Raw genomic sequence first — 24,906 nt, forward strand, 5'->3', positions numbered from 1 at the left:
GGCGCCTGGCCAACGCGCGGAGGCGCCGCCGCCGCGGGACGAGCGCCGCGCCACAGGCTGGGCGCACACTCGGGCGCGCCCACGCGATGAAGATGAAAAAGTCGGTGTAGCCGTCGATTGCGCTCGGCAGGTGTATGGTTCTGCCCGCTGTGCGACACAGCAGCGGCACCATTTCGCCGCGTGTCGGGTTGCCCGCCGCGAGAAGATCGGACATGCGCGAAGCGCAACGCTCTATGCGGCTTTGTGCCCGGCTTGAGCGGCGTATCGAGCGCCGCTTCCGCCGTGCGTTACGCGTCGCTGAACAACAGTTCGCCCTCTGCCAACGTTGTCAGATCGAGGACGATACTGCCGGTTGCGACACCGCCCTGCGGCTTGCCCTCCCCGAGCACGGAGAACACGCCGGGCGGAAAGTTTTCGGGTGGGAAGTCCGGACGGCCGTTCGCGCTTTCCACCTGATTGCGGTGAGCCGGATTGGGTCGTGTGCCGGTCAATGAGGGCGGCTGTAGACCACTTGGGCGTTGTCGCCACCACCGACCAGCCACGCTTCCCGACCGGGCGAAGCGGTCTCAGGCTCCAGGTACTCCACCGAGACGCCACCGAAGTTGTACCGTGCGCGCGCGAGGCGCGGCGGCTGCGACCGTGGGGCGTCACCCGTGCCGGCGCCGGCGCCGGAGTAGAGGATGGTCGTATTGTCGCCGCCGCCCACCAAGGTGGCGGAAGCGCCGCCCACGACGTTGCCGGCTTTTCCGCCGCGCGCGGCGGAAAAGCCGGTGGTGTCGGGGGCTTGCGCCTGCGCCGCGCCGGCTGCGGCGCCGAGGGCGATGACGGAAGCAAAAAGGGCGTTGCGGAACATGCCTTGTCTCCTGATCTTTGGCGGGGCCTCTTGGCCTCGCCGTTGATCGGGAAGATGGGCGACCGGTCCTTCGGAGGCGAACGCGTATGCCGGATGCGTGCCATCCGCTTCGTGGATGAAACGCCCGCCCCCCCCCGCCGGTCGCGCCCATCGGGGCGTGGCGGGCCCTACTCGATGCCGCGCAACGCCGCCGATCCCCCCGGGGCTTCGGCCGTCGCCAACCGCGGCGGCGCCGGGACCGGCTCGCCGTTGGCGCAGGCGACCGCCGCCTCCAGGCCGGCTCCGGAGGTCCGGTGGAAGCTTGCCGCCGCGCCCCCTTCCGCGGGATCGAAGCCGGAGGCCTCCACCGCGCGCACGTCCAGGCCGGCGCCCCGTGCCGCGTCGGCCCACGCCCGCCACGACGCCGCCGGCACCTTGCGGTCGCGGCGGTCGCCGAGCACGACGACCGTCGTCGCACCGCCACCGCCGGGCTCGATCGACCCGACGGAGCGCATCGGGTCCGCCAAGGCGGCGGCCCGCATCAGGTAATGGTCGGGCAGGCCGCCGTCCGCCCCGCGGTAGAACGCGGCGAGGTCGAGCGGGGCCGAGGCCAGTACCGCGCACGCGATGTCCGTCCGCCGCGCCAGCAGGTTGGCGGCTATCGCCCCGCCCGAGGAGAAGCCGGAGAGCACGAAAGCCCGTACGCCGTAGCGCCGGCGCAGCTCCGTCAAGGCGGCGTCCACCAGCTCCACCTCCGCGGCCGTGTGCCGGTCCCGCGCGTGGTCGCCCGAGGAGCCGTGCATGCCGGGCCGCCCGATCAGGAACACCGGCCGCCCGCCTGCGGCCTCGCTCAACGCTTCCGCCGCGGCGCGTCGGGCCGCGGCCGGGACCTCGTAGCTTTCGCCCGCGCCTTCGATTTGCGGGGCGCCGCCTGCGAAGCGGTAGGCCACTCCGGACGCGTCGCCCGGGATGTGCAGGACCGCTAAGCGCGGCGCCTTGGCTCCGCCGCCCCGGACCGCGCCCGCCGCCGCGTAGCGCAGGCACTCGCCCCGCCAACCATCGCGCGTCCGCACCCACAGCCCGTCCGGCAACGCGCGGCAGGCCGCTTCGCTCGCCTTGGCACCCGATGCCAAGCCTGCGCGCGTGGCGGTGTCGGCGGTGAAACCCGGCGCCAGCGGACCCGTCGAGGCCGTCCGCAACCCGGTTTCCCCGGCGCAGCCGCCGAAGGCCAGGAACGACGCGAGCAGCGTGGCCGGTCGTGGCATGCCGCGCGCGACGAGCGCCTGCCGGAGCCGACGGACGTGCGCCCGGGGTTCGGGCCCCGCGGGTGCGCGCATCACGCGGCGGCCGTGGCCGGCGCGTTCCGCACCAAGCGGCCGGGCAGGGCGCCGGTGGCTTGGCCGTCGCGGTAGGTCACCGTCCCGTTCACCACCGTTGCGGCGTAGCCCCGCGCGCCTTGCAGCAGGCGTCGGCCGCCGCCGGGCAGGTCCCACACCATCGCGGGGCGCTCCAGCGCGAGGGCGTCGAAGTCGATGACGTTGATGTCCGCCTTGAGGCCCGGCGCCAGCACGCCGCGGTCGTGGAGCCCGGCGGCCCGCGCGGTGTCGGAGGTTTGCCGGCGCACCAGCTCCGGCAGGGGCACCGTTCCCTCGCGCCGGTCGCGGCCCCAGTAGGCCAGCAGGAAGGTCGGGAAGCTGCCGTCGGAGATGAAGCCGACATGCGCGCCGCCGTCCGACAGCCCGACGATGGTGTTCGGGTGCCGCAGCAGCTCCGCGCTGGCGCCCAGGGTGTAATCGCCGTAGTTGGTCAGCGGCGCGAACAGGAAGCTCCGGCCCTCGTCGGCCAGCAGCATGTCGTAGGCCACCTCCTCCGGCGTGCGCCCCTCGCGCGCCGCGGCGGCGGCGACCGAGCTTTCGCGGGGCGGCGCGTAGTCCGGCGGGTCGCCGAAGGGGAACATGCGCTGGAAGGACAGGCGGGTGATGAGCGGGAAGGTGCTGCCCGTGACCCGGTCCTCGGAGAGGATTCGCGCGCGCACCGCCGGGTCGCGCATCGCCCGGACGCGTTCGGCGAGCGGCAGGTGGGCGATGGCCTTGTAGCTCGGCGCGGCGCTGAACGGGTTTTGGCTGCCCTGGAGGCCGAGCAGGATGCCGATCGGGCGCGGCGGGAACACCGGGCGGATCGGCAGCCCCTCCGCCGCCGCCTTGTTGGACAGCGCCAGCAGCTCCTTCCACGCCTCCGTGCGGTCGTGCCGCGCGGTCAGCGAGAACAGGATGGGCCGCCCGCTCCGCTCCGCCACGCGCCGCACCATGGCGAACTCGGTCGCCGGGTCGGGCTCGTTCCAGTCGGACACCAGCTCCAGGAAGCCCGCCCCGGCGTCGTGGAGGCCGAGGGCGATGCCCGCCAACTCGTCCTCTTGCGCCCGCAGGGTCGGCGTCGGGTCGCCCTTCAGCGTCTTGTGGCTGATGGTGCGGCTGGTGGAGAAGCCGAAGGCGCCGGCCCGCACCGCGTCGGCCACGATGGCGCGCATGGCGGCGATGTCGCCCTGGTTGGCGGGCTCCAGCGCCAGCGCGCGCTCGCCCATGGTGTAGACGCGCGCCGCCGCGTGCGGCACCAGCGCGCAGATGTCGAGGTCGCGCGGCTTGGCGTCGAGCACGTCGAGGTATTCGGCGAAGCTCTCCCAGCGGAACTCCAGCCCCTGGTGCAGCACCGGGCCGGGGATGTCCTCCACCCCCTCCATCAGCTCGATCAAGGTGTCGCGGTCGCCGGGCCGGACGGGCGCGAAGCCCACGCCGCAGTTGCCCATCACCGCCGTGGTGACGCCGTGCAGGGCCGAAGGGGCGAGGTGCGAGTCCCACACCGCTTGGCCGTCGTAGTGGGTGTGAAGGTCCACGAAGCCCGGCGTGACGAGGAGGCCGCGCGCGTCGATCTCTTCCCGGCCCCGGCCCCGGCCCCGGCCCCGGCCCCGGCCCGGCACGTCGCCCACCGCCGCGATCCGCCCGTCCTTCACCGCCACGTCCGCCTGGAACGGGTCGCGCCCGGTGCCGTCGATCACGGTCCCGTTGCGGATCACGAGTTCGGCTTCGGCGCCCATGGGCGTGCTCCTTGTCGCGGCGTTTCCTTTGTCCGCCTATTTAGGCCCGGGTGCCCGGGCGGACCAGCCGCGAACCGCGGTGGCGCCTCGGTCCGGGGTTCGGCCTTCGGCCCGTTCCGTCCTTTGCCGGCCCGGCCGTCGGGCGGGAGCGCGTTTTTGTCGCTTTCGGACAAATCCCCCTCCCTCGCGCGCCGGGGCCGGAGGGGCGGGCGCGTCGCGGCGGCACGGCGCCGGGACAGGAGCCGGCCCGCGCTGGCTTCGTTACCGGTCGACGCCGGACTTTGCCGCGCTTTCGGACAAAATGCCCATTCTCCCCGCGGCGGGCCAGGGCGGGCGACGCGGCCCGGCACTCGGCGCTCTGCCGCGGCGCTGCCGGGCCGCGACGGCTTTGTGCCGAATTCGGACAAAACCCCCCTTGCGCGGTGAGGTAGAATGGGAGGGTTGCGTAGGGCGTGAAAATCATCTAGGAGTATTAGCCTATATGACGCGCGATGTCCAGGCGCGTCAGCGGTGGGTGGTGTCTCATCCGGCTTTCGGCTTGTCTGGCTGAAGAGCACTCGTCCGCGACTGCCCCTTCTCGGACCTCTAAGTGTCCGTCTCGGAACTCACATGGAACGTCCAAGCCTGCGTGTGAGCAGCATGGCGGACGCCGCGTAGAGGAAAGCGGTGGCGGAGGCGATGGTGGCTTCGAAGTCGCGGGCGAGACGGCGGTTGCGGCCGAGCCACGCGAAGGTCCGTTCGACCACCCAGCGCCGGGGCTGCACGGCGAAGCCGACCTGCCCGGCCCTTCTGCGGACGATCCCCACGACGATCAGGGTCGCCTCGGCGACGCGCCTGGCGGCATAGCCCGCGTCGGCAAAGGCGCGCTCGATGAACGGGTACAGGCCGCGCGACGCCTTGAGCAGCGGCACGGCGCCGTCGCGGTCCTGCACGCAAGCCGGATGAGCGCGCAACACGAGAGCCCGTCCGTCGGTGTCGGCGAGGGCGTGGCGCTTGCGGCCCCACACCTTCTTGCCCGCGTCGTAGCCGCGTGGGCCGCCCGCCTCGGTCGTGCGCACGCTTTGGCTGTCCATCACCGCCGCGCTCGGGCTGGCGCCGCGGCCCACCCGCTCGCGGTCGGCCATCACAAGGGCGAAGTTCATCGCTTCCCACGTGCCCGCGTCGCGCAGGCGCGCGAACCAGCGGTAGGCGGTGCGCCACGGCGGCAGGTCCTTGGGCAACGACCGCCACGGGCACGAGCAGCGCAGCACGTAGCTGATGGCGTTCACCACCTCGCGCAGCGGCCAGCGGCGGGGCCGTCCGCAGCGGCGGGGCGCAGGCAGCAGCGGTTCCAGCAGCGCCCACTCGGCATCGGTCAGGTCGCTTCCATAGCGCAATCCCGCGCGGCTATGCTGCGCGCGGGTGGTCGGGGTCCACATGAGATCATCCAGCAAGGCTTCGACAACCTGCTGAAATCACATCCGCCCCGGCCGCCCAACCCCCACACAAACCCAATTGCAGTGTCGATCCGAGACGGACACTAAGCCCGGCTTGCCAAGGTCCGGCTTTGGGGGGTGAAGACGATCGGCAACACCTCGAACTTCGGATTGCTGAGATCGACCTCGATTTCCGAGGTAAATAGCTGTAGGTACACGCCCGCGTCAAACCCCTTGAATGTAATGCCAGCCGCTTTCATTGCTTTAAATGTCCGGCAGGCGGCGGAGGTGAAGACCGGAACCAGATCTAAATAGATCTGGTTTTCGGGATAGTGCTCGCTGAAGCCTTTTTGGCGGATCGCCGCAAGCCCGAGTTGGCGCTCGATCAGCATGAACCTTTGCTTCGCCTTATCGCCTTTCAGGGACGCATCGAGGTACGGCGACACGAGCGTCGGATCGAGCCGCGCGTCAAGATCATCCAACCTTACATAGTGGCTCATGCGAATGGGCGAGCCATGGAGGGTCGGGTAGCTCGCCAAGAGGAATGAGGCGCCAAGCCAGCGCGAGGCGTCGCCATCAAAGAACAGACGCGAATAGAGGCTACGAAATAGCGGATGATTGCGATGATGGATCGCATTTCGCACGGCGATTAGCAGTGCAGTGTCGCCGTGGTCGAAATAAGAGAAGATGGTTTTGGACACATCGTAGAGGGTGTGGAATGCCTCAAGCTTTGCTTCGAAGGCGCGGTCCAGATTATTAATGGCCTCTTCACGATCAACCTTGAATAAATTCCCGAAACGCATTTGGGATTCAGCATGCAGACGCATAGTGTTCGCTAGAATGCTAATCGCTTCCTCAACCGCACTATTGCGCTGCATCCGTTCTATACCTTCAAAGCCAAGCCGCTTCCAACCCAGCGCGAGCACCCAAACGGAGACTCCACCCAATTCCCGAAACGCTTGCATGCGGGAGGCGGAAGCGCCGCGATCGATTCGCTGACGCCTAAGTTCCGCCCGTTCGCCCGAAAGTACTACAGCAAGGGGCGGCACGACAACGAAGTGGCGAGACGACAGGCGCCTCCGTACCGGGGGCGCCGGTCGCCCGGGCAGCCCGCGTCAACGCGACAGCAGAAGGTCCGGCAGGCCCGTGACCAGCGCCACCGGGAACACGGTGATCAGCGCCACCGTCAGCACCAGCATGGCGAAGAACGGCAGCGATGCCAGGGCCACCTCGCCCTGCTCCTTGCCGGTCATGGTCTGCATGACGAAGAGGTTGAAGCCGAGCGGCGGCGTGACCTCGGCGATCTCCACCAGCAGCACGATGAAGATGCCGAACCAGACCAGGTCGAATCCGGCCTTGTCCACGATCGGCACCACGATGGAGGTGGTGAGCACGATCATCGAGACCCCGTCCAGCGCCGTGCCCAGCACGATGTAGACGCAGGCGAGGATGGCGATGATGCCGTAGGGCCCGAGGCCGAGCGTCGCCACGCCCTCCGCCAGCGCCGCCGGTATGCCGGTGAGGGCCATCGCCTTGGTCAGGAAGGCGGCGCCGGCCAGGATGAACATGATCATGCAGGAAAGCCGCGTCGCGCCGGCCAGGCTGTCGAGGAAGCTCCGCCAGGTCAGCGTGCCGGTCAGCGCCGCGAGCAGCAGGCTGCCGGCCACGCCGAAGGCCGCCGCTTCCGTCGCCGTGGCCCAGCCCGCGAACATGCTGCCGATGACGGCGACGATGAGCAGCGCGCAGGGGATGAGCTGCGCGCTCTGCCGGAGCTTGGCGCCGAAGCCCATGCCCGGCTCCATCGGCGGCTGCTTGGCCGGGTTCAGCAGCGCCCAGACGGCGATGTAGAGGCTGAACAGGCCCATCACGATCACACCCGGGATCAGCCCGGCGATGAACACCCGCACGATCGAGACCTCGGCTGCCACCGCGTAGACGACCATGATGATGGAGGGCGGGATCATGATGCCGAGCGTGCCCGCGGTGGCGAGGCTGCCGATGGCGGTGCGCTCGTCGTAGCCGCGCCGGCGCAACTCCGGCAGCGCGATCTTGGACACGGTGGCGCAGGTCGCGGCCGAGGAGCCGGACACGGAGCCGAACAGGCCGCAGGCGAGGATGTTGACGTGCAGCAGCCGCCCCGGGATGCGCCGCACCCAGGGAGACAGGCCGTTGAACAGCTCCTCCGACAAGCGCGTCCGGAACAGGATCTCGCCCATCCAGACGAACATGGGCAGCGCCGCCAAGGTCCAGCTCCCGGTGGCTTCCCAGAAGGCGGAGGCGAGGAAGGTGCCGGGGCTGGGGTGCACGAAGGCCATCGCCGCCAGCCCGGTGGCGGCGAGCGACAGGGCGATCCAGAGCCCGCCGGCGAGCAGGACGCAGAGCAGCACCAGCAGCAGCAGGGCGAGGGAGGTCAACGCCATCGGCGGCTACACCTCGGCCGTGAAGTCGCCGCTGGCCGCCCGCGCCTCGGCCGCCAGCACATAGGACGGGCGGGTGCCCCGCAGCACGGACACCCACTCGTCCAGGATCGCCACCAGCAGCAGCCCGGCGCCGAAGGGCATGGCGAGTTTCGGGACCCAGATCGGCAGCGCCACCGTGCCCTGCGACATCTCCTCGATCTCCCAGGAGAACAGCGTGTCCTGGGCGGTCCAGAAGACGATGTAGGCGACCATCGCGGCGGCGAGGGAAAGCGCGACCAGCTCCGCCACCCGCCGCGCGCCGGGCCCGAGCCGGTCCAGCGCCATGCCGACGCGGATCAGCTCGCCGCGCTTGAAGGTGGCGGCAAGGGCGAAGAAGGTGGTGGACACGCAGAGGTAGGCGCTGATGTCGTCGGCGGCGGGGAGCTGCTCGCCGAACTGGCGCAGCCCGATTTGCGCCATCATCACCAGGAAGATCAACAGCAAGGAGGCCGCCGCCAAGCCCGCGGCCGCGGCATAGGCCGCGTCCAGGACGCGGCGGACGGACGCCATGCGGATCACCCCCTTCGTTGATGCCGACAAGCGTTCCGACCTTCGCCGCGCCCCGGGGCCGGGGCAAGGGGCGCGGCGGGGCCCTTCGGCGCGGCGCGCGCCCGTGTTGCCCAAGCCGGGGGCAAGCGCCGCGGCCGTTGCGCGCTCAGCGCGCGGCGCGGAGCGAGTCCAACAGCTTCCGCCCGTCGTCTCCGACCTTGGCGACCCATTCCTCGGCCATGGTCTCACCGATCTTGCGGAACGCCTCCTTCACGTCGGGCGGCACCGTGCCGATGGTGAGGCCGCGCTCGGCCAGCCGCTTCTCGGCCGCCGCCGTCGCCTCCTCCGACATGCGCCAGCCGCGCTCCTCCGCCTTGGCGGCGGCGGCGCGGATGGCGTCCCCCTGGTCCTTGGGCAGGCCGTCCAACGCGCGGCGGGACACGAACACCGCGTTCTTGGTCATGGTGAAGTTGGCCGGGGTGAACACCTTGGCGTAGTCCCAGGCGGAGGTGTCCACGCCGGTCTGCGCCGACGTCACCATCGCCGTGGCGATGCCGGTGGCGAAGGCCTGCGCCAGCTCGGCCTGCTGCACCTGCACCGGGTTGGCGCCGACCAGGGTGGCGAAGCGGGTGCTCATGGCGTTGAAGGTGCGGAAGCGGCTGCCCTTCAGCACGTCGATGCCGGTGAGCGGCACCTGGGTGTAGAAGCCGCCCGGCGGCCAGCCGACCATGTAGAGCAGCGAAAGGCCCTGGCGCTGGAACCGCGCTTCCACGAAGGGCTTGTGCAGGTCGCTCAGGCGCTTCGCTTCCTTGAGGTCCGCCACCAGGAAGGGGAGGGAGTCGGCGTCGAACATCGGGTCTTCGTTGGCGTAGGCGCTGAGCAGGATCTCGCCCATCTGCACCTGCCCCTGCTGCACCCCGCGCTTGATCCCCTGCTGGGGGAGGAGGCTGGCGTTGCTGTGGACCTGGACGGCCAGCTTGCCCCCGGTCGCCTGCTCGACCTCTTTCAAGAATTCGCGTATATTGATCGTGTGGAAATTGCCGTCTGGGTAGGGCGTCGCCATCTGCCAGCGCGTCTGCGCGGAGGCGGCGGCCGGGACCACGGAGGCGGCGGCGAGGGCCGAAAGCGCGGCGCGGCGGGTGAGCGGCATGGGGCGGGGTCCTGTCCTGTCCGCGACCGTGATAGAGGCGGGGTTGCAGCCATGCAACGAGGCGGCCCGGGGAACGAGCGATGACGAAGGCTCCAATGGGGTTGGGGACGCTCGCGCTGCGCGCGATCACCGAAGCAAGGCGGCGCGCGCCCGTCCTCAGCGTGGTGGTGCCCTGCTTCGACGAAGCGGAAGTCCTGCCGCGCTTCCACGCCCGCCTCGGGCCCGTGATGGACGGCATCGGCGAGCCCTGGGAGGTGCTGTACGTCAACGACGGTTCGCGCGACGGGACCTTGGACGCCATGCTGGCGTTGCAGGCCGCGGAGCCGGACCGCGTCTCGGTGCTGAACCTGTCGCGCAATTTCGGCAAGGAAGCGGCGTTGACCGCGGGGCTCGACCACGCCGCCGCCACCGGCGCCGCGGTGGTCATCGACGGCGACCTCCAGGACCCGCCGGAGGTGATCCCGGATCTGGTCGCCGCGTGGCGGGAGGGTTTCGACGTCGCCTACGCGCAGCGCAGGGTCCGCGCCGGCGAGACCTGGACCAAGCGCACCACGGCGGCGGCCTTCTACCGGCTGATGGAGCGCCTCGGCGGCAAGGTGCGGCTGCCGCGGGACACGGGCGATTTCCGGTTGATGAGCCGCCGGGCGCTCGATGCCCTGCTGGCCTTGCGCGAACGCCACCGCTTCATGAAGGGGCTCTTCGCCTGGGTCGGCTTCCCCTCCAAGGCGGTCCCCTACGACCGCGCGCCCCGCGCCGCCGGCGAGACCAAGTGGAGCTACTGGGCGCTCTGGAACCTTTCCATTGAGGGGATCACATCGTTCACCACCGTTCCGCTGCGCTTCGCCACCTACATCGGCTTGGCGACCGCGGCGTTCGCGCTGCTCTTCGGCTTGCAGGTGGTGGTGAAGACGGTGATCTACGGCAACCCCGTCGCCGGCTACCCCAGCCTGATGGCGGTGGTGCTGTTCCTGGGCGGCGTCCAACTCATGACGCTGGGCATCGTCGGCGAGTACCTCGGCCGCGTGTTCAACGAAGCCAAGGGCCGGCCGATCTACATCGCGGAACGGTACCTGCCGCGCCGCGGCCCGGAGGAACTCACCGGCGCATCCCCGGGCTTCCTGGCCGAGCCCGCCCGCGCCGCGCCGCCACCGGCTCAGCCGGCCGAGACGACGTAAGCCTTCAGCGCCTCCGCTTCGTGCTCGGCCTCGTCGATCCGCGCCTTCACCAAATCGCCGATGGACACCAAGCCCACGAGTTCGCCGTTCTCCAGCACGGGCAGGTGGCGGACGCGATGGTGGGTCATCAACTCCATCGCCTCCGACACCCGCGTGTGCGGCGTGACGGTGACGAGGTCGCGCGTCATCAGCTTCTCGGCCGGGAGTTGCGTGGTGCCTTGGCCCTGGTTCGCCATCCCGCGCACGATGTCGCGCTCGCTGATGATGCCGAGCAACCCGCCCGCGGCGTCGCGCACCAGGGCGGCGCCGATGCGGTGCTCGGTCAGGGCACGGGCCACGGCGAGGACCTTGTCGTCCGGCGAGACGGAGAAGACCTCTTGGCCCTTGCCCTTCAGGATGACGCTGATCACCATGCGTCGCTGCTCCCAATTGCGGTCGCGCCAGCCTGCCCCCCGGCAAGGGGGCAGGCAAGGGAATCCGTCGCTGCGGCGCGGTGCCTACTCGGCCGCCCGCGCGGGCTCCGCGGCGGGCTGGTTGGTGAGCTGGGTGCGGACCAGCTCGGCGAAGCGCCCGCCCTGCGCCACGAGCGTCTCGAAGGTGCCGCGCTCGGCGATCCGGCCGGCGTCGAACACCAGGATTTCGTCGGCATCGCGCACGGTGGACAGCCGGTGGGCGATGATGAAGGTGGTCCGGCCCGCCATCAGCGCGTTCAACGCCTTCTGGACCCGCGCTTCTGTCGCGGCGTCCAGGGCGCTGGTCGCCTCGTCCAGGATCAGCACCGGCGGGTCCTTGATCAAGGCGCGCGCGATCGCGAGGCGCTGCCGCTGGCCGCCCGACAGGCTGGAGCCGCGCTCGCCGACCAGGGTGTCGTAGCCCCTGGGCTGGCGGGTGATGAAGTCGTGCGCCTCCGCCATGCGGCAGGCGTGCTCGATCTGCTCCTGCGTCGCGTCGGCCCGGCCGACCAGGAGGTTGTCCTTGATCGTCCGGTTGAAGAGCATGCTTTCCTGGAAGACCACGCCGACGTTGCGGCGCAGGCTGTCCAGGGTGAAATCGCGGAGGTCGTGCCCGTCCAGCGTGACCCGCCCTTCCACCGGGTCCCACAGGCGTTGGAGCAGCGCCATGGCGGTGGACTTGCCGGCGCCGGTCTGGCCCACCAGCGCCACGGTGCGGCCAGGCGGCGCCTGGAACTCGACGCCGTCCAGGATGCGCGGCCCGCCCGGGTAGGCGAAGGCCACGCGCTCGAAGGCGACGTAGCCCTGCGCGCGCGGCAGGTCGAGGGCGCCGGGCTTCTCCGGCACCGTGGTCTGGGCGTCCATCACCTCGAAGAATTCGGCCATGGAGGGCATCTGGAACAGCAAACGCGACACGAAGGCGACCGCGCCTTCCATCTTGCCGATCAGCAGGGTGGCGAAACCCATGAAGGTGACGATCTCGCCCACCGTCGCCTTGCCGTCCAAGTGCAGCACGGTGCCGAGCACGAAGATGGAGATGACGGTGACCGTGCTGGCGGCGCGGGTCAGGACGGACACCACAGCCCACCAGTTCAGCACCGGGAACTGGTGGTCGAGCACCTGCTTGACGATGTCGCCGAAGAGCCGTGCTTCGCTGTTCAGCCGGGTGAAGGCCTGCACCACCACCACGTTGGAGAGCGCGTCCTGGGCGTTCCCGGCGAGCCGCGTTTGCAGCTTCTCCACCGTGGCCTGCGCGCTTTCCGTCTTCTGGATGACCAGCGCCGTGATCGCGGCGAACACCACCACCAGCACCACCAGCAGCAGGCCGAGGCGCCAATTCAGCGCCAGGGTCAGCGGCAGCAGCACCAGCGCCGCGACGAAGGTGACGAGGTGGTCGCGGAAGAAGGTGAGCCAGAGGCCGAACAGGTTGTCCGTGCCCACCAGCATCACCTTCATCAGGCGGCCCGATTGGATGTCGCCGTGGAAGGAGAGCGGCATGGAGAGCACGTGCTCGAAGTAGCGCTGCATCCAGAACAGCCGGTTCCGGTGCGCCATACGGTCGGACAGGAGCGAGATGGCGACGTTGGCGCCGATGCCCGACAGGCCCACCGCGCCCCAAAGGGCGAGCAGCGCGAGGGCCTGCGCCCACACCGAGTCGCGGCTCATCCCGGACGCGGAGGAGAGCAGGTCCACCACCCGGCCGAACAGGACCGGCTCCAGGAACTGCAGCCCGGCCAGCGCCACGTTGGCCGCGCCCAACCCGATCGCCACCCACTTGTCGGCGGCCAGCAGCCCCAGAACCCGCGCGTAAAGCTTGAAAAAATGCATCCGGCCCTGTCCCCGAGCGTCTTCCGGCCGCAACCGGACCCGCGCGCGCCAGCGCCGGCGGAGCGTGCCTACAGGCCGTCGCCGTCCCCCGGCAAGGCTCGCCGGGCGTCCGCCGGGCGCGGCGGGAGCACCGGAACATCGGCCCAACCAACCTAGAGTTCCCCTGCGGCGGCCTTTCCGGTCCCGAGTCCGGGGCGCGTGCGCGACGCCCGGGTCGCTGCCTTTGCCCGCTGCGCAGGGGGCGAACGCGGATTTGAACGCCGCCGCGGCCGGTCGGGCGGCGGGGGCACGCCAGGGCGGCCCGCCGTGTCGGCGCCGAGATGGACTGCCCCGCGCTTCCGCCACACACTGCGCCGGCCCGGTCGAGGCCGCAACGAAAACCCGGAGGAACACGCCGAACCATGGTGACACGCCGCCGCGCAACGCTCGCAGCCGGCGCTGGCCTGCTGGCCGCGCCCCGCCTCCTCGGTCGACCGGCCGCAGCGCAGGGGGGCGGCGCCTACCCGAACCGGACGATCCGCCTGATCGTCCCCTTCACGCCCGCCGGCACCACGGACATCGCCGCGCGCATCCTGGCCGAGCGGCTGACGCAGCGCCTCGGCCAGCAAGTCGTGGTGGAGAACCGCCCCGGCGCCGGCGGCAACGTCGGCTCCGACGCGGTCGCGAAGGCGGACCCGGACGGCTATACGCTGCTGATGTGCACGATCAGCAGCGGCGCCATCAACTACAGCCTCTACGGTCCGCGGATGCCCTACAAGCCGGAGGACCTCGCCGGCGCCGGGCTGATGCTGAAGGTGCCCAACGCCATCTTCGTCACCAACGACCTGCCGGTCCGCACCCTGCGCGAGCTGGTGGACCACGCCAAGACGCGGCCGGGGCAGCTCAACATCGGCTCCTCCGGAGTCGGCACCAGCCTGCACATGACCGGCGAGCTGCTGAAGAACGCGGCCGGCATCGACATGCTGCACGTGCCCTACCGCGGCTCCGGGCCGATGCTGCAAGAGGTGATCTCCGGCCGCATCCAGGTGGCGGTGGACAACCTGCCCTCCGTCATCGGCCACCTCCGCGAAGGCAGGCTGCGGCCCTTGGCGGTGACGACCGCGACCCGCACGCCCGCCCTGCCCGATGTGCCGACCACGGCGGAGGCCGGCTTCCCGGCGGTGGAAGCCACAGCTTGGTTCGGCGTGCAGGCGCCCGCGCGCACCCCGCGGCCGATCATCGAGCGCCTCGGCGCCGAGATCGACGCGGTGACGAAGGAGCCGGAAACGCGCGCCAGGATCGCGGAACTCGGCGGCATGGCGCCCGGCCTGACGCCGGACGGCGGCACCTCGCCCGAGACCTTCGAAGCGTTCGTCCGGGCCGAGATCGCCAAGTGGAGCGAGGTGGTCCGCCGCTCCGGCGCGACGGTGGAGTAGGGGGCCGTGGAAGGCCTTTCCCGCCGCGCGGCGACGGCGCTCGCGTTCGCCGGCTTGGCAGCCTCCCGGCCCGCTTCGGCGCAGGAGGCTTGGCCCAGCCGCCCGGTCCGCCTGGTCATCCCCTTCACCCCCGCCGGCACCACGGACCTCGTGGGCCGGCTGGCGGCGGAGCGGCTGTCGGCGCGGCTTGGGCAGCAGGTGGTGGTGGAGAACCGCCCCGGCGCCGGCGGCAACGTCGGAGCGGAGTCCGTCGCGCGGGCCGAGGCGGACGGGCACACCCTGCTGCTCACCACCATCGGCACCGGCGCCATCAACTTCGCCGTCTACGGCGACAAGATGCCCTACAAGCCCTCCGACCTCGCCGCGGTCGGCCTGCTGGTGAAGGTGCCGAACGTGCTGATGGTGGCGAACGGCCTGCCGGCGCGCACCGTTGGGGAACTGGTGGCGCTGAGCAAGTCGCGTCCGGGCGGGTTGAACTACGGCAGCGCCGGCATCGGCTCCTCGCCGCACGTCTGCACGGAGTTGTTCAACATCATGACCGGGGCGCGCATGACGCACGTGCCCTACCGCGGCAGCGCGCCCATGCTGACCGAACTGATGGCGGAGCGGCTGGAAGTGGGCATGGACAACATCCCGTCCTCCCTCGCCTTCATCAAGGAAGGCAAGCTGCGCGCCGTCGCCACGACCGGCGCGAAGCGCAGCCCTGTGCTGCCGGAAGTCCCCACGCTGGACGAGGCGGGCGTGAAGGGCTTCGAGGCCACAGCCTGGTTCGGCGTCCTCGCCCCCGACGGCACGCCGCGCGCCGTCATGGAGCGGCTGGGCCGCGAGGTGGACGCGGTTGCCCGCGAGCCGGCCTTCCGCGCCCGCATCGAGCCGCTGGGCGGCGACCTGCCCGGCTTGAAGCCGGACGGCGGCACCTCGCCAGAAACCTTCGAGGCGTTCCTCGCCGCCGAGCGGCGCAAGTGGCTGGAGGTGGCGCAGCGCAGCGGCGCCAAGGTGGAGTGAGAAGGATGCCCAGCCTGCCCCGCCGCGGCGTGCTAGGAGCCGGCGCGGCCCTGCTCGCCGCGCCCGCCGCGCTCCGCGCCCAAGAGGCATGGCCGGCGCGGACGGTCCGCCTCGTCGTCCCGTTCCCGCCGGCCGGCACCACCGACATCACCGGGCGCATCGCCGCCGAGATGCTCGGGCCGCGGCTCGGGCAAACGGTGGTGGTGGAGAACCGCGCCGGCGCCACCGGCAACATCGGCGCCGAGCACGTCGCGCGCAGCGACCCGGACGGCTACACGCTGCTCCTCTGCACCATCTCCACCGCGTCCATCAACTACGCGCTCTGGGGCGCGCGGATGCCGGTGAAGCCGGAGGACCTCGCGGCGGTGGCGCTGCTGATCCGCGTGCCGAACGTCGTCTTCGTGCCCGCCTCGTCGACCTTCCGCACCGCGGCGGAGCTGATCGCCGCGGCCAAGGCGCGGCCCGGCGCGCTGAACTACGGCAGTTCCGGCAGCGGCGGCTCGCCGCACATGACGATGGAGATGCTGAAGCTCCGCACCGGCACCGACATGGCGCACGTGCCCTTCCGCGGCGCCGGGCCGATGCTGGTGGAGGCGGTTGCGGGCCGGCTCGACGCCGGCTGCGACAACATGCCCTCCTGCATCGGCCACATCCGCGACGGGCGGCTCAGGGCGCTGGCGGTGAGCGGCGCGAAGCGCTCCCCGTCGCTCCCGGACGTCCCGACCATGGCGGAAGCGGGCGTGCCGGATTTCGAGGCAACGGCTTGGTTCGGCGTGCAGGCGCCAGCGCGGACGCCACCGGCCATCGTGACCCGGCTCGGCGCCGAGTTGGACGCCATCACGCGCGACCCCGGCTACCGCGCCCGCATCGCCGAACTCGGCGGCGACCCGCCGAACCTGACGCCCGAAGGCGGCAGCACGCCGCAGGCTTTTGAAGCCTTCATCAAGGCCGAGATCGCCAAATGGGCGGAGGTGGTGCGGGTGTCGGGCGCGAAGGTGGACTGACGACCCGCCCCCCGGCGGCCCGGCCTCAGCCGCCGACCATCCCGGGCCCGATCGGTATCCCGCCGCGGCGGGCGCCGGCCGCCGTTTCGCCGAAGATCGGGCGGAAGCTCTCGGGCAGGGCGCGCGAGGTGCGCGTCGAGAGCCAAGCGCCGAGCACCCGCGGAGGCCCGGCCGCCGCGTCGTCCGCCCGTTCCGGCGCGGCCGAGCAGCGCCGCCAGACCAGATGCGGGTTGAGCAGCAGCAGGTCGCCGGCCCGGAGCGGGATGGCGAGCGCCTGGCCCGGCGCGGCCGCCGCCGCGTCCAGCGCCGCCACCGCGGCCGCCTGCGCCGGATCGAGCAGCGCGTCCACCATCGAGGCGCGGTCGTAGCGGCCGACGAAGGCGCCGCCGGGGCTGCAGAACACCGGCAGCATCATCGGTTCCGCCGAGGAGTTCCTGCGCCGGTGGGGCAGGGGCGCGTGCAATGCCGCCAGGGCGGCGCGGTCCCGGCGCATCAACTCGTTGTGCAGGCTCGCCGCCGAGTGCAGCAGCACGGCCTCGCCTTCCGGCAGCGTGCGCAGGCAGAACATCGCCACGGCGTCCGCCGGCTCGGCCAGCAACTGGCCGGTGGAGCGCTTCGGCGGGGCGACCAGGGCGCCGTCCCCGTCCTGCGGCAACGCCGCGCCGAGGTGCGCGGCGACCGCCAGCAGCGCCGCCGGGGCGGTTTCCGGCGTGAAGCGGTCGGCGGCGAGCCCGCGCAGCAGCGCGAAGCCGGCGCCGTTCTCCAGCCGGTCCGCCGCCTCGCGGAGCACCGGGCCCAGCCGCGGCATGGGCGCGTCCTCCCGCCGCTCCGGGCACGCCCCGCCGAGCGAGGCGGCCACGGCCAGGAGTTCGGCGGCCGCCTCACCGCCGACCGGCAGCATCCAGTGGGAGGGGAGCATGGTGGCGCCGGTCCAGACGTTGGGGCCGGCGCGGGGGACGAGGCGCGGGGGGATGACCATTTGTCCATCTTATCAGAGTTCTGGACGGGCGCGGCATACATTCCGCAGGCCGCATGGGAACGGCGTCGCGTCTCCCCGGCCCTTGCCGCCCGTCCGGCACCGCCGCAGGCTGGCGGAACCAAGGAGAGACGCATGGACGCACCCGCCCTCGACCTGCCGTTCGACGCCGAGGCGATGCTGCCCGGCCTCCGTCGCTGGGTCGAGTGCGAGAGCCCGACCTTCGACGCCGTCGCGGTAGGGCGCATGATGGAGGTGGCGGCGCGCGACCTCGCCTTGATGGGCGCCCGGATAGAGACGGTGCCGGGGCGCATGGGGTACGGCCCTTGCGTCCGCGCGTCCTTTCCCCACCCGCGCGCCGGCGCCGAGCCGGGCGTCCTGGTGATGGGCCACCTGGACACGGTGCACCCGACGGGCACGCTCCCCGCGTTGCCCTGGCGCCGGGAAGGCGACCGGCTGTACGGGCCGGGCGTCTACGACATGAAGGGCGGCAACTGGATCGCGGTCGAAGCCATCCGCCAACTCCAGCGGGCGGGCGTCGCCACGAAGCGCCCGGTCACGGTGCTGCTGACCAGCGACGAGGAGGTGGGCAGCCCCTCCACCCGCGACCTGATCGAGGCGGAGGCCGCGCGCCACGCCGTCGTGCTGGTGCCGGAGCCCGCGCGCCCCGACGGCGGCGTGGTGACGGGCCGCTACGCCATCGCCCGCTTCAACCTCCGCGCCACCGGCCGCCCGAGCCACGCGGGCGCGCGGCTCGCGGACGGGCGCAGCGCCATCCGCGAGATGTGCCGGCAGGTGGTGGCGATCGAGGCGATGACGACGGACGCCGCGACCTACTCGGTGGGCGTGATCCGCGGCGGGCAGTGGGTGAATTGCGTCGCCACCCACTGCGACGCCGAAAGCCTCTCCATGGCGAAGCGCCAAGCCGACCTCGACGAGGCGGTCGAGCGGATGCTGGCGCTGCGCTCCGCCACGGACGGCGTGTCGCTGGAGGTGCAGCGCGGCGTCACGCGCCCGGTGTGGGAGCCGGACGGGAAGGTCATGGCGCTGTACGAGACGGCGCGCGGCATCGCCCGCTCGATCGGCTTCGACATCACCAGCCAGAGTTCTGGCGGCGGATCGGACGGCAACTTCACCGGCGCCATGGGCATCCCGACGCTGGACGGCCTCGGCGTGCAAGGCGCCGGCGGGCACACGCTGGAGGAGCACCTGCTGGTCAGCAGCCTGGTGCCGCGCGCGAAGCTGATGGCCGGGCTGTTGCAGGTCGCCTGAGGGCGACCGTCACCCGGTGAAGCCGAACCGCGCGGCCGGCTCCCACGGCCCGCCGCGGTAGCGCCACAACAGCAGGCCTTCCGCACGGCCCTCGCGCACGGGCAGGCTCGCGGCCAGTTCGGCGTGCAGCGCGCGGGCGCGCTCCGCCGACACCTTGTTCTGCACCGTGACGTGCGGGCGCCAACCCTGCTTGTCCTGCGGCGAGAGCCAAGCCCGCCAGCGCGCCGCGAGCCGCGCGCGTAGCGCCTCCATCGCCGGCGCGGCGACGGAAAGCGCCACGCCGCGCCCGAGGAAGCGCGACGGGCCGATCCGCGCGTCCGAAGGCGCGAAGCCGCGCGCCTCCTCGGCCAGGGCTGCCAGCACCGATTGCAGTTCCGGGCCGGGCAAAGCGTGAAACAGCGTCACGTGCGCGGGCACCAAATTTCGCTCCGGCGGGAAGTGCTCCCGCCGCAGCGCGTCTAGCCAAGCTTGCGTATCCGCGTCCAGCAACAGGGTGAGGACGAGCGGGTCGGGATCGTGGTCGTCGGCCATGGCGCGCGCATCCCTACCATGCGGCGGCCGCCCTGGCGCGTCCTGCCGGTCGCGGCGAGGATGCGCGGCGATGGTCCTGCTCCTGCAATCGCTGCCCCTGCTCGTGCTGCTCGTTTTGCTGGGCACCGGGCGCGCGGGGCCGGTCGGCGCTTGCCTGGTCGCGCTCGCCGTGGCGGCGCCTGCGGCGCTGGTGTCGCTCCCGGCGGGTGCGTCGCTGCCGCGCTTCCTGGTCGAAGAGGCACTGCGCGGCGCCTTCCTCGCCGCGCAGCCGGTGGGCGTGGTCGCGGGTGGCCTGCTGTTCCACGCCGCCGTGTCGGGCCATGGGCGGGCCGAGGCGCGGCCGGCGACCGCGGCGCGCGTCTTCGCGGTCACGCTGCCCATGGGCGCCTTCCTGGAGAGTGTGACGGGGTTCGCGGTCGGCGCCGTATTCGCGCTCGGCGCGCTGCGCGGGATGGGCATCGGCGGCGCGGTCGCGGCGGCGCTGTCCTTGCAGGCGCTGGTGCTGGTGCCCTGGGGCGGGCTGGGGCCGGGCACGGCGCTGGGCGCGGTGCTGGCCGGGCTGCCGGCGCAGGAGGTGGCGCTGGTCGCCGCGTGGCCCAACGCCGCGTGGCTGGTGCTGCTCGGCCCGGTGCTGTGGTCGCTTTCCGCCCGCGCCGGCGTGCCGGTGCCGCCGCGGGAGAAGGCGGCGCAGCTCGCAATGCTGGCCGTGATCGCGGTCTTGCTGGTGCTGTGCAACCTGTTCTTGCCCTTCGAGGTCGCGGGCATCCTCGCCACCGGCCCCGTCGTGGTCTGGGCCCTGTGGCGGGCCGACCCGCCGCGCGACCCCGCCGCCGCGCTCGCCGCCGCGGCGCCCTATTTGCTGCTCACCGCTTGCCTGCTGCTGGCGCGGCTCTGGGCCGGGGCGCCGGCCTTCAAGCCCTATGCGGACCTGCCGGGCTTCCCGCTGACGCACGTGGCGGTGGTGTTGTGGCTGGTTTCGGCGGCGCTGCTGCTGCGCTTGCCGAACGGACCGGCCCGGGCGGAGGCGGCGCTCCGCCGGGCGGCGCGGCCGGCCTTGGCGATGCTGCTCTATGTGGTGTTCGGCCGGGTGCTGGCCGGCAGCGGCGTGGCGGCGGCGCTGGCGAGCGCGGCGGCCGGAGCGCTCGGGCCGCTGGCGCCCTACGCGGTGGCGCCGATGGCCCTGCTGTCCGGCATCGTCACCGGCAGCAACGTCGGCTCCAACGCGGCGCTGATGCCGGTGCAGGCGGCGCTCGGGCGCGCGTCGGGGCTGCCGGAGGCGCTGGCGCCGGGCGTCCACAACTTCGCGGGCGGGGCGGGGGCGGGCATGAGCGTGGGCGTGCTCGCCATGCTTTGCGGCCTGCTGGCGGACGGCACCCGGCCGGGCCAAGTCTGGCGGCTGCTGGCGCCTTCGATGGCGCTGGTCGTGCTGCTGGGCTGCGCCGCGGTCTGGCTGCTGCGCTGAGGGAGCCGAAGCCGGCCAACGCGGCTGTGTTCCGCCCCGGCACCACTGACGTGCGATCCGGTGTAAGAAGGCGCGGCAGGAGGGACGCGCCAGGAGCATGAAAACTCGTCGCATCGTCTTGGGTGGCGCGCTGGCCGCGCCGTTCGTCGCCCCGTCCCCGCGGGCGCAGCAAGCCGCGGACTACCCGAACCGCCCGGTCCGGCTGATCGTCACCTACCCGCCGGGCGGCGTGACCGACATCGTCGGGCGCATCTGCGCCGAGGCGCTGGGGCCGAAGCTCGGCCAGCCGGTGGTGGTGGAGAACCGCGCCGGCGCGGGGGGCAACATCGGCGTGCAGGCGGCGGCCCAGGCCGAGCCGGACGGCTACACGCTGCTGCTCGGCACCGCCGCGACGCACGGCGTCAACCCGGTGCTCTACGCCAACTCGGGCGTGGACGCCGAGCGCGACTTCGCGGCGGTCGGCACCGCCGCCGACATGGCCAACGTGCTCTCGGTGAACCCGAAGCGGCTGGACGTGGGCAGCGTCGCGGAGCTGGTTGCCACGGGGAAGCGCCGGAACCTGGTCTACGGCTCGGTCGGCAACGGCAGCTCCTCGCACCTCTCGGCGGCGACCTTCCTGCGCGCCGCCGGGTTCGAGGCGACGCACGTGCCCTACCGCGGCTCCTCGCCTGCGGTGGCGGCGCTCTTGGCCGGCGACTTCGACTTCCTGTTCGACACCACCGCCACCTCCACCGCGCACATCCGCTCCGGCGCCTTCCGTGCGCTCGCCGTCACCACCGCCCGCCGCGCCTCGTCGCTGCCGGAGGTGCCGACGATGCAGGAAGCGGGCTTCCCGGGTTATGACCTGTCGGTCTGGATGGCCGTCTTCGTCCACAAGCGCGTCCCGGAACCGGTGCTGGCGCGGCTGCAGGAGGCGTTCAACCAAGCGATGGACGAGGCCGCGCAGGCCAAGCTGCGCGCCGCCTTCGTGGACCCGCTGCGGGTGCCGGCGGCCGACCTGCCGCGGTGGGTCGCCGCGGAGAAGGAGCGCTGGAGCCGCCTCGCGCGCGAAGCCCGGCTGACGGTGGACTGATGGTCGAGACTGTCGGGGGAGGGGGCGCCGCCGCGGCGCCGGCGGCCCGGACGCGCGCGCCGAGGCCGCCGGGCTGGAGCGCCGAAGCCGCGTCGCACCTCCGGCGCGACCCGGTGCTGCGGAAGGTGGTCGCCGAGATCGGCCCCTGCACGCTGCGCCCGGCGAAGCGCGAGCCCTACGAGGCGCTGGTGCGCGCCATCGCCCACCAGCAGGTGCACGGCCGCGCGGCGGAGGCGATCCTCGGCCGCTTCCTGGCGCTGTTCCCCGGCCACGCCTTCCCGCCGCCCGAACTGGTGCTGGGAACGCCGCCGGAGGCGATCCGCGCCTGCGGCTTCTCCGGCGCCAAGCTCGCCTCCATCCGCGACATCGCCGAGAAGGCCGTCGGCGGCCTGGTGCCGACGCGCCGCGCCTCGCACCGCCTGCCAGACGAGGCCCTGATCGAGCGCCTCTGCGCCATCCGCGGCGTCGGCCGCTGGACGGTGGAAATGCTGCTGATCTTCACGCTCGGACGGCAGGACGTGCTGCCGGTGGACGATTTCGGCGTGCGCGAAGGGTGGCGCGTGGCGGCGGGACTCGACGCGCAGCCGAAGCCGAAGGAGCTGGCGCGGATCGGCGAAGCCTGGGCGCCTTGGCGCAGCGCCGCCGCCTGGTACCTGTGGCGCGCGGCCGACGCGGCCAAGCGCAGCGCGTTCAAGCCGCAATAGCCGTGGGTCTCTCAGCGCGACGCCGCGTTCTCGCCTCCATGGGGGCCGCGATCGGCGCAGGTCTGTCCACCGCGGCCTACGCGCTCGGCGTCGAGCCCGGATTACGGTTGCGTATGACGCGGTACGCGCTAACGCCGCCGAACTGGCCGCCCGGCTTCCACCTGCGGCTCGGCGTGGTCGCGGACCTCCATGCGGGGGAGCCCCACATGGGCACGGATCGCGTCCGGCGCGTCGTCGCTGCCGCCAACGCCCTGCGGCCGGACGTGATGCTCTTCCTCGGCGACCTCAACGCGTCCCACCGCTTCCTGTCTCGCCGCTTCTGGCCCGGCGAAACCGCGGCGCTGCTCGCTGATCTGCGGGCGCCGCTCGGCACCTACGCGATACTCGGCAACCACGACTGGTGGGAGGACGAAGCCGCGCAGCAGGCGAACCGCGGGCCGACCGAGGCGCACGGGGCCTTGGAACGGAACGGCATCCCGGTGCTGGAGAACACCGGCCGGCGGCTCGTGAAGGACGGCCGACCCTTCTGGCTCCTCGGCCTCGGCGACCAATGGGCTTGGTGGGGCGGGAGCGTCAGGCGGCTGCATCGCGGTGGCGTGGACGATCTTCCGGCGACACTCGCCGTCGCGGACGATGACGCCCCGGCCATCCTCATGGCGCACGAGCCAGACATCTTCCCCCAGGTTCCGTCCCGCATCGCGGTGACGCTGGCTGGGCACACCCATGGCGGGCAGGGGCGGCTCTTCGGCTGGGCGCCCTTCACCGCGTCCAAATTCGGCAACCGCTACGCCTATGGACACGTCGTCGAAGGCGATCGCCACCTGATCGTCTCCGGTGGGCTCGGATGCAGCGTCGCGCCCGTCCGCTTCGGTGCGCCGCCTGAGATCGTGCTCGTCGAGTTGGGTCAGCCGGGCGCCGGCTGAAAGAAGCTTTCCGCGACCGCCGTGAACTCCTCGGGCTTCTCCGCGTGCAGCCAATGGCCGGTGCCACGGAGGCTCAGGAAGCGCGCCGCCGGGAACAGCTCGCGGATGCGCGGCCGGTGCTCCGGCTGCACGTAGTCCGAGCGTTCGCCGAGCAGGAACAGCGTCGGCCCCTCGTAGCGCGAGTCGAAATCCGGGAAGCCCTCGATCTCGACCATCGCCGCGGCGATCTCGTCCAGGCCGCAGCGCCAGGAGGGCGCTTCACCATCGAACCGCAGGTTCTGCAACAGGAAGGCGCGCGTCGCCGCGTCCTGCACGCCCTCCGCCGACAGCGCCGCGTCCGCCTCGCGCCGCGCCAGGCCGGGGCGGAGCGGCACCGCCCGCATGGCGGCGACGATGCGCGCCTGCCGCGGCGGGTAGGGCACCGGCGCTATGTCGGCCACCAGCAGCCGCGAAACCATCCCCGGCCGGGTCAGCGCGAGCGCCATCGCCGCCTTGCCGCCCATGGAGTGCCCGAGCACGGCCGCCGGCGCGGCTCCGGCGACCTCGGCCGTTTCCGCGACGTCCGCCGCCATGCTGGCGTAGTCCATGGCCTCCGCCCGCGGCGAGGCGCCGTGGTTGCGGAGGTCCATCGCCAGCACCCGGCGCCGGGCGGCGAGGCGCTTGCCGATCGCGCCCCAGTTCCGCGCCGAGCCGAACAGCCCGTGGAGGATGACCAGCGGCGGATCGCCCGCCGCCCCGGCTTCGACGGTGTTGAGCAGCATCCCCGCTCCTTACCCGCCACGCGCCGCGATGGCGACGCTGCCGAGGATCAACGCGCCGCCGAGCAGCACGTCCCACCCCAGCGGCTCGCCGAGCCACAGGTTCGACAGCGCCACTCCGAAGGCCGGGATCGCCAGGAAGCCGAGCGAGGCGACCACGCCCGACAAGCGCCGCCCCGCCTCGATGGTCGCCCAGGTGCCGATCGGCGCCGCCACCGCGCCGACGAAGGCGGCGTGCGGCCAAGCCTCCCGCCCGATGCCGCCCGCCGGTTCCCGGAGCAGCGCCATCGGCAGGATCAGCAGGGCGCCGAGGCCGAAGCACCAGGGCAGCAGCTCCAGCACCGGGCGCTGCGGCGGCAGGCGCCGCGTGACGAGGATGGCGACGCTCCAAGCGAGGCTGGCACCCAGCAGCAGCGCGTAGCCGGCGAGGACGCCCGACGAGGCCCCGCCCGGCGGCGCCCAGGGCGCCATCAACGCCAGCACGCCGAGAAGCCCGACCGCCGCCGCCGCCCACTGCCGCGGCGACACCCGCTCGCCCAGGACCAACACGGACAGCGGCACCAGCCAGAACACCGTGACGTTGCTGAGGATGGCCGTGCGCCCCGCCGGCACGAAGCCCAACGCGAGGTGGGTGAGCGCGAAGAAACCGCCGAGTTGCAGCAGCCCGATGGCGGCCACCGCCGGCAGGTCCGCCCGCCGCGGCGCCCGCAACCGTCCGAGCGCCGCCAGCAGGGTAGCCGACACCAGCGCGGCCAGCCCGGCGCGGTTCAGCGCGAACCAGAGCGGCGTGGCGTGGGCGAAGGCGTGCTTGGTGACGGGCCAAATCCCGCCGAACAGGAGCACGGAGACCGCGAGGTAGCGCAGCCCCGCCGGGGCCGGCATCACGCCCCGCCG

At 72.4% G+C, this 24,906-nt stretch carries 24 protein-coding genes; 9 read left to right on the forward strand and 15 right to left on the reverse strand.

Annotated elements, in window-relative coordinates:
* The 9 genes from ABD067_RS16255 to ABD067_RS16295 all read right to left on the reverse strand — a co-directional run.
* Positions 1–214 (reverse strand): hypothetical protein (locus ABD067_RS16255; RefSeq protein ID WP_343896398.1); only part of this gene is annotated, 214 nt, incomplete at its 3' end.
* A gap of 273 nt (positions 215–487) precedes the next feature.
* Positions 488–853 (reverse strand): hypothetical protein, encoded by a 366-nt coding sequence (locus ABD067_RS16260; RefSeq protein ID WP_343896399.1) that lies wholly within the window; start codon positions 851–853, stop codon positions 488–490.
* Positions 854–1,020: 167 nt separating this feature from the next.
* Positions 1,021–2,097, reverse strand: a complete 1,077-nt coding sequence (locus ABD067_RS16265; protein ID WP_343896400.1) for an alpha/beta fold hydrolase — start codon at positions 2,095–2,097, stop codon at positions 1,021–1,023.
* Between the two features lie 71 nt (positions 2,098–2,168).
* A complete protein-coding gene (locus tag ABD067_RS16270) occupies positions 2,169–3,923 on the reverse strand; it encodes an N-acyl-D-amino-acid deacylase family protein (RefSeq protein WP_343896401.1) in 1,755 nt (584 codons plus the stop codon).
* A 605-nt stretch (positions 3,924–4,528) separates the two neighbouring features.
* Positions 4,529–5,341: an IS5 family transposase gene (locus ABD067_RS16275; RefSeq protein WP_343896402.1), complete on the reverse strand. Its 813-nt coding sequence runs from the start codon at positions 5,339–5,341 to the stop codon at positions 4,529–4,531.
* Positions 5,342–5,442: 101 nt separating this feature from the next.
* Positions 5,443–6,264, reverse strand: a complete 822-nt coding sequence (locus ABD067_RS16280) for a hypothetical protein (protein WP_343896403.1) — start codon at positions 6,262–6,264, stop codon at positions 5,443–5,445.
* A 189-nt stretch (positions 6,265–6,453) separates the two neighbouring features.
* The gene (locus tag ABD067_RS16285) at positions 6,454–7,758 is read right to left on the reverse strand and encodes a TRAP transporter large permease (RefSeq protein ID WP_343896404.1); all 1,305 of its coding nucleotides are present in this window, start codon (positions 7,756–7,758) and stop codon (positions 6,454–6,456) included.
* Between the two features lie 6 nt (positions 7,759–7,764).
* The gene (locus tag ABD067_RS16290) at positions 7,765–8,337 is read right to left on the reverse strand and encodes a TRAP transporter small permease (RefSeq protein ID WP_343896405.1); all 573 of its coding nucleotides are present in this window, start codon (positions 8,335–8,337) and stop codon (positions 7,765–7,767) included.
* Positions 8,338–8,452: 115 nt separating this feature from the next.
* A complete protein-coding gene (locus ABD067_RS16295; RefSeq protein WP_343896406.1) occupies positions 8,453–9,436 on the reverse strand; it encodes a TRAP transporter substrate-binding protein in 984 nt (327 codons plus the stop codon).
* A gap of 95 nt (positions 9,437–9,531) precedes the next feature.
* Here ABD067_RS16295 and ABD067_RS16300 point away from each other — a divergent pair, with 95 nt between their 5' ends.
* Complete coding sequence (locus ABD067_RS16300) at positions 9,532–10,611, forward strand: glycosyltransferase family 2 protein (protein ID WP_343896429.1); 1,080 nt, start codon at positions 9,532–9,534, stop codon at positions 10,609–10,611.
* On the opposite strand, the gene ABD067_RS16305 is transcribed toward ABD067_RS16300, so the two are convergent.
* Positions 10,590–11,024, reverse strand: a complete 435-nt coding sequence (locus tag ABD067_RS16305; RefSeq protein WP_343896407.1) for a CBS domain-containing protein — start codon at positions 11,022–11,024, stop codon at positions 10,590–10,592. The genes ABD067_RS16300 and ABD067_RS16305 overlap by 22 nt on opposite strands.
* An 84-nt stretch (positions 11,025–11,108) precedes the next feature.
* Positions 11,109–12,890 (reverse strand): glucan ABC transporter ATP-binding protein/ permease, encoded by a 1,782-nt coding sequence (locus ABD067_RS16310; protein ID WP_343896408.1) that lies wholly within the window; start codon positions 12,888–12,890, stop codon positions 11,109–11,111.
* Between the two features lie 401 nt (positions 12,891–13,291).
* Here ABD067_RS16310 and ABD067_RS16315 point away from each other — a divergent pair, with 401 nt between their 5' ends.
* Genes ABD067_RS16315 through ABD067_RS16325 form a run of 3 tightly spaced genes read left to right on the forward strand, consistent with a single transcriptional unit; the run spans position 13,292 to position 16,314 of the window.
* Positions 13,292–14,305 (forward strand): Bug family tripartite tricarboxylate transporter substrate binding protein, encoded by a 1,014-nt coding sequence (locus ABD067_RS16315; protein WP_343896409.1) that lies wholly within the window; start codon positions 13,292–13,294, stop codon positions 14,303–14,305.
* A gap of 6 nt (positions 14,306–14,311) precedes the next feature.
* Positions 14,312–15,310: a Bug family tripartite tricarboxylate transporter substrate binding protein gene (locus ABD067_RS16320; RefSeq protein WP_343896410.1), complete on the forward strand. Its 999-nt coding sequence runs from the start codon at positions 14,312–14,314 to the stop codon at positions 15,308–15,310.
* A gap of 5 nt (positions 15,311–15,315) precedes the next feature.
* Positions 15,316–16,314, forward strand: a complete 999-nt coding sequence (locus ABD067_RS16325; protein ID WP_343896411.1) for a Bug family tripartite tricarboxylate transporter substrate binding protein — start codon at positions 15,316–15,318, stop codon at positions 16,312–16,314.
* A gap of 25 nt (positions 16,315–16,339) precedes the next feature.
* Here ABD067_RS16325 and ABD067_RS16330 read toward each other — a convergent pair whose 3' ends face one another.
* A complete protein-coding gene (locus ABD067_RS16330) occupies positions 16,340–17,293 on the reverse strand; it encodes a hypothetical protein (protein WP_343896412.1) in 954 nt (317 codons plus the stop codon).
* 132 nt (positions 17,294–17,425) lie between these two features.
* Between ABD067_RS16330 and ABD067_RS16335 the strand changes: the two genes are divergently transcribed.
* The gene (locus ABD067_RS16335) at positions 17,426–18,562 is read left to right on the forward strand and encodes a M20/M25/M40 family metallo-hydrolase (protein ID WP_343896413.1); all 1,137 of its coding nucleotides are present in this window, start codon (positions 17,426–17,428) and stop codon (positions 18,560–18,562) included.
* 9 nt (positions 18,563–18,571) lie between these two features.
* On the opposite strand, the gene ABD067_RS16340 is transcribed toward ABD067_RS16335, so the two are convergent.
* Positions 18,572–19,093, reverse strand: coding sequence for a 2'-5' RNA ligase family protein (locus tag ABD067_RS16340; RefSeq protein WP_343896414.1), 522 nt, complete (start codon positions 19,091–19,093; stop codon positions 18,572–18,574).
* A gap of 70 nt (positions 19,094–19,163) precedes the next feature.
* Between ABD067_RS16340 and ABD067_RS16345 the strand changes: the two genes are divergently transcribed.
* The 4 genes from ABD067_RS16345 to ABD067_RS16360 all read left to right on the forward strand — a co-directional run bounded on the left by ABD067_RS16345 (position 19,164) and on the right by ABD067_RS16360 (position 23,254).
* Positions 19,164–20,555 (forward strand): hypothetical protein, encoded by a 1,392-nt coding sequence (locus tag ABD067_RS16345; protein WP_343896415.1) that lies wholly within the window; start codon positions 19,164–19,166, stop codon positions 20,553–20,555.
* A 97-nt stretch (positions 20,556–20,652) separates the two neighbouring features.
* On the forward strand, positions 20,653–21,627 hold the full coding sequence (locus tag ABD067_RS16350) for a Bug family tripartite tricarboxylate transporter substrate binding protein (protein ID WP_343896416.1): 975 nt from the start codon (positions 20,653–20,655) through the stop codon (positions 21,625–21,627).
* Positions 21,627–22,331, forward strand: a complete 705-nt coding sequence (locus tag ABD067_RS16355) for a DNA-3-methyladenine glycosylase family protein (protein ID WP_343896417.1) — start codon at positions 21,627–21,629, stop codon at positions 22,329–22,331. Before ABD067_RS16350 ends, ABD067_RS16355 begins: the two co-directional genes overlap by 1 nt.
* 113 nt (positions 22,332–22,444) lie before the next feature.
* Positions 22,445–23,254, forward strand: coding sequence for a metallophosphoesterase (locus ABD067_RS16360; protein WP_343896418.1), 810 nt, complete (start codon positions 22,445–22,447; stop codon positions 23,252–23,254).
* On the opposite strand, the gene ABD067_RS16365 is transcribed toward ABD067_RS16360, so the two are convergent.
* Positions 23,236–24,015, reverse strand: coding sequence for an alpha/beta fold hydrolase (locus ABD067_RS16365; protein ID WP_343896419.1), 780 nt, complete (start codon positions 24,013–24,015; stop codon positions 23,236–23,238). The two genes, ABD067_RS16360 and ABD067_RS16365, sit on opposite strands and share 19 nt — an antisense overlap.
* 9 nt (positions 24,016–24,024) lie before the next feature.
* On the reverse strand, positions 24,025–24,894 hold the full coding sequence (locus tag ABD067_RS16370; RefSeq protein WP_343896420.1) for a DMT family transporter: 870 nt from the start codon (positions 24,892–24,894) through the stop codon (positions 24,025–24,027).
* Between the last annotated feature and the right edge of the window lie 12 nt (positions 24,895–24,906).

The organism is Craurococcus roseus, from assembly GCF_039523795.1.
GTDB lineage: Bacteria > Pseudomonadota > Alphaproteobacteria > Acetobacterales > Acetobacteraceae > Craurococcus > Craurococcus roseus.

What these genes read in the sequence shown, in the direction of transcription:
- ABD067_RS16345 (WP_343896415.1), top strand. Translation starts at nt 19,164, where the DNA reads ATGGTCCTGCTCCTGCAATCGCTGCCCCTGCTCGTGCTGCTCGTTTTG.
- ABD067_RS16360 (WP_343896418.1), top strand. Translation starts at nt 22,445, where the DNA reads ATGACGCGGTACGCGCTAACGCCGCCGAACTGGCCGCCCGGCTTCCAC.
- ABD067_RS16300 (WP_343896429.1), top strand. Translation starts at nt 9,532, where the DNA reads ATGGGGTTGGGGACGCTCGCGCTGCGCGCGATCACCGAAGCAAGGCGG.
- ABD067_RS16260 (WP_343896399.1), bottom strand. Translation starts at nt 853, where the DNA reads ATGTTCCGCAACGCCCTTTTTGCTTCCGTCATCGCCCTCGGCGCCGCA.
- ABD067_RS16285 (WP_343896404.1), bottom strand. Translation starts at nt 7,758, where the DNA reads ATGGCGTTGACCTCCCTCGCCCTGCTGCTGCTGGTGCTGCTCTGCGTC.
- ABD067_RS16355 (WP_343896417.1), top strand. Translation starts at nt 21,627, where the DNA reads ATGGTCGAGACTGTCGGGGGAGGGGGCGCCGCCGCGGCGCCGGCGGCC.
- ABD067_RS16350 (WP_343896416.1), top strand. Translation starts at nt 20,653, where the DNA reads ATGAAAACTCGTCGCATCGTCTTGGGTGGCGCGCTGGCCGCGCCGTTC.
- ABD067_RS16270 (WP_343896401.1), bottom strand. Translation starts at nt 3,923, where the DNA reads ATGGGCGCCGAAGCCGAACTCGTGATCCGCAACGGGACCGTGATCGAC.
- ABD067_RS16310 (WP_343896408.1), bottom strand. Translation starts at nt 12,890, where the DNA reads ATGCATTTTTTCAAGCTTTACGCGCGGGTTCTGGGGCTGCTGGCCGCC.
- ABD067_RS16265 (WP_343896400.1), bottom strand. Translation starts at nt 2,097, where the DNA reads ATGCCACGACCGGCCACGCTGCTCGCGTCGTTCCTGGCCTTCGGCGGC.
- ABD067_RS16295 (WP_343896406.1), bottom strand. Translation starts at nt 9,436, where the DNA reads ATGCCGCTCACCCGCCGCGCCGCGCTTTCGGCCCTCGCCGCCGCCTCC.
- ABD067_RS16370 (WP_343896420.1), bottom strand. Translation starts at nt 24,894, where the DNA reads ATGCCGGCCCCGGCGGGGCTGCGCTACCTCGCGGTCTCCGTGCTCCTG.
- ABD067_RS16325 (WP_343896411.1), top strand. Translation starts at nt 15,316, where the DNA reads ATGCCCAGCCTGCCCCGCCGCGGCGTGCTAGGAGCCGGCGCGGCCCTG.
- ABD067_RS16315 (WP_343896409.1), top strand. Translation starts at nt 13,292, where the DNA reads ATGGTGACACGCCGCCGCGCAACGCTCGCAGCCGGCGCTGGCCTGCTG.
- ABD067_RS16340 (WP_343896414.1), bottom strand. Translation starts at nt 19,093, where the DNA reads ATGGCCGACGACCACGATCCCGACCCGCTCGTCCTCACCCTGTTGCTG.
- ABD067_RS16305 (WP_343896407.1), bottom strand. Translation starts at nt 11,024, where the DNA reads ATGGTGATCAGCGTCATCCTGAAGGGCAAGGGCCAAGAGGTCTTCTCC.
- ABD067_RS16275 (WP_343896402.1), bottom strand. Translation starts at nt 5,341, where the DNA reads ATGTGGACCCCGACCACCCGCGCGCAGCATAGCCGCGCGGGATTGCGC.
- ABD067_RS16335 (WP_343896413.1), top strand. Translation starts at nt 17,426, where the DNA reads ATGGACGCACCCGCCCTCGACCTGCCGTTCGACGCCGAGGCGATGCTG.
- ABD067_RS16330 (WP_343896412.1), bottom strand. Translation starts at nt 17,293, where the DNA reads ATGGTCATCCCCCCGCGCCTCGTCCCCCGCGCCGGCCCCAACGTCTGG.
- ABD067_RS16365 (WP_343896419.1), bottom strand. Translation starts at nt 24,015, where the DNA reads ATGCTGCTCAACACCGTCGAAGCCGGGGCGGCGGGCGATCCGCCGCTG.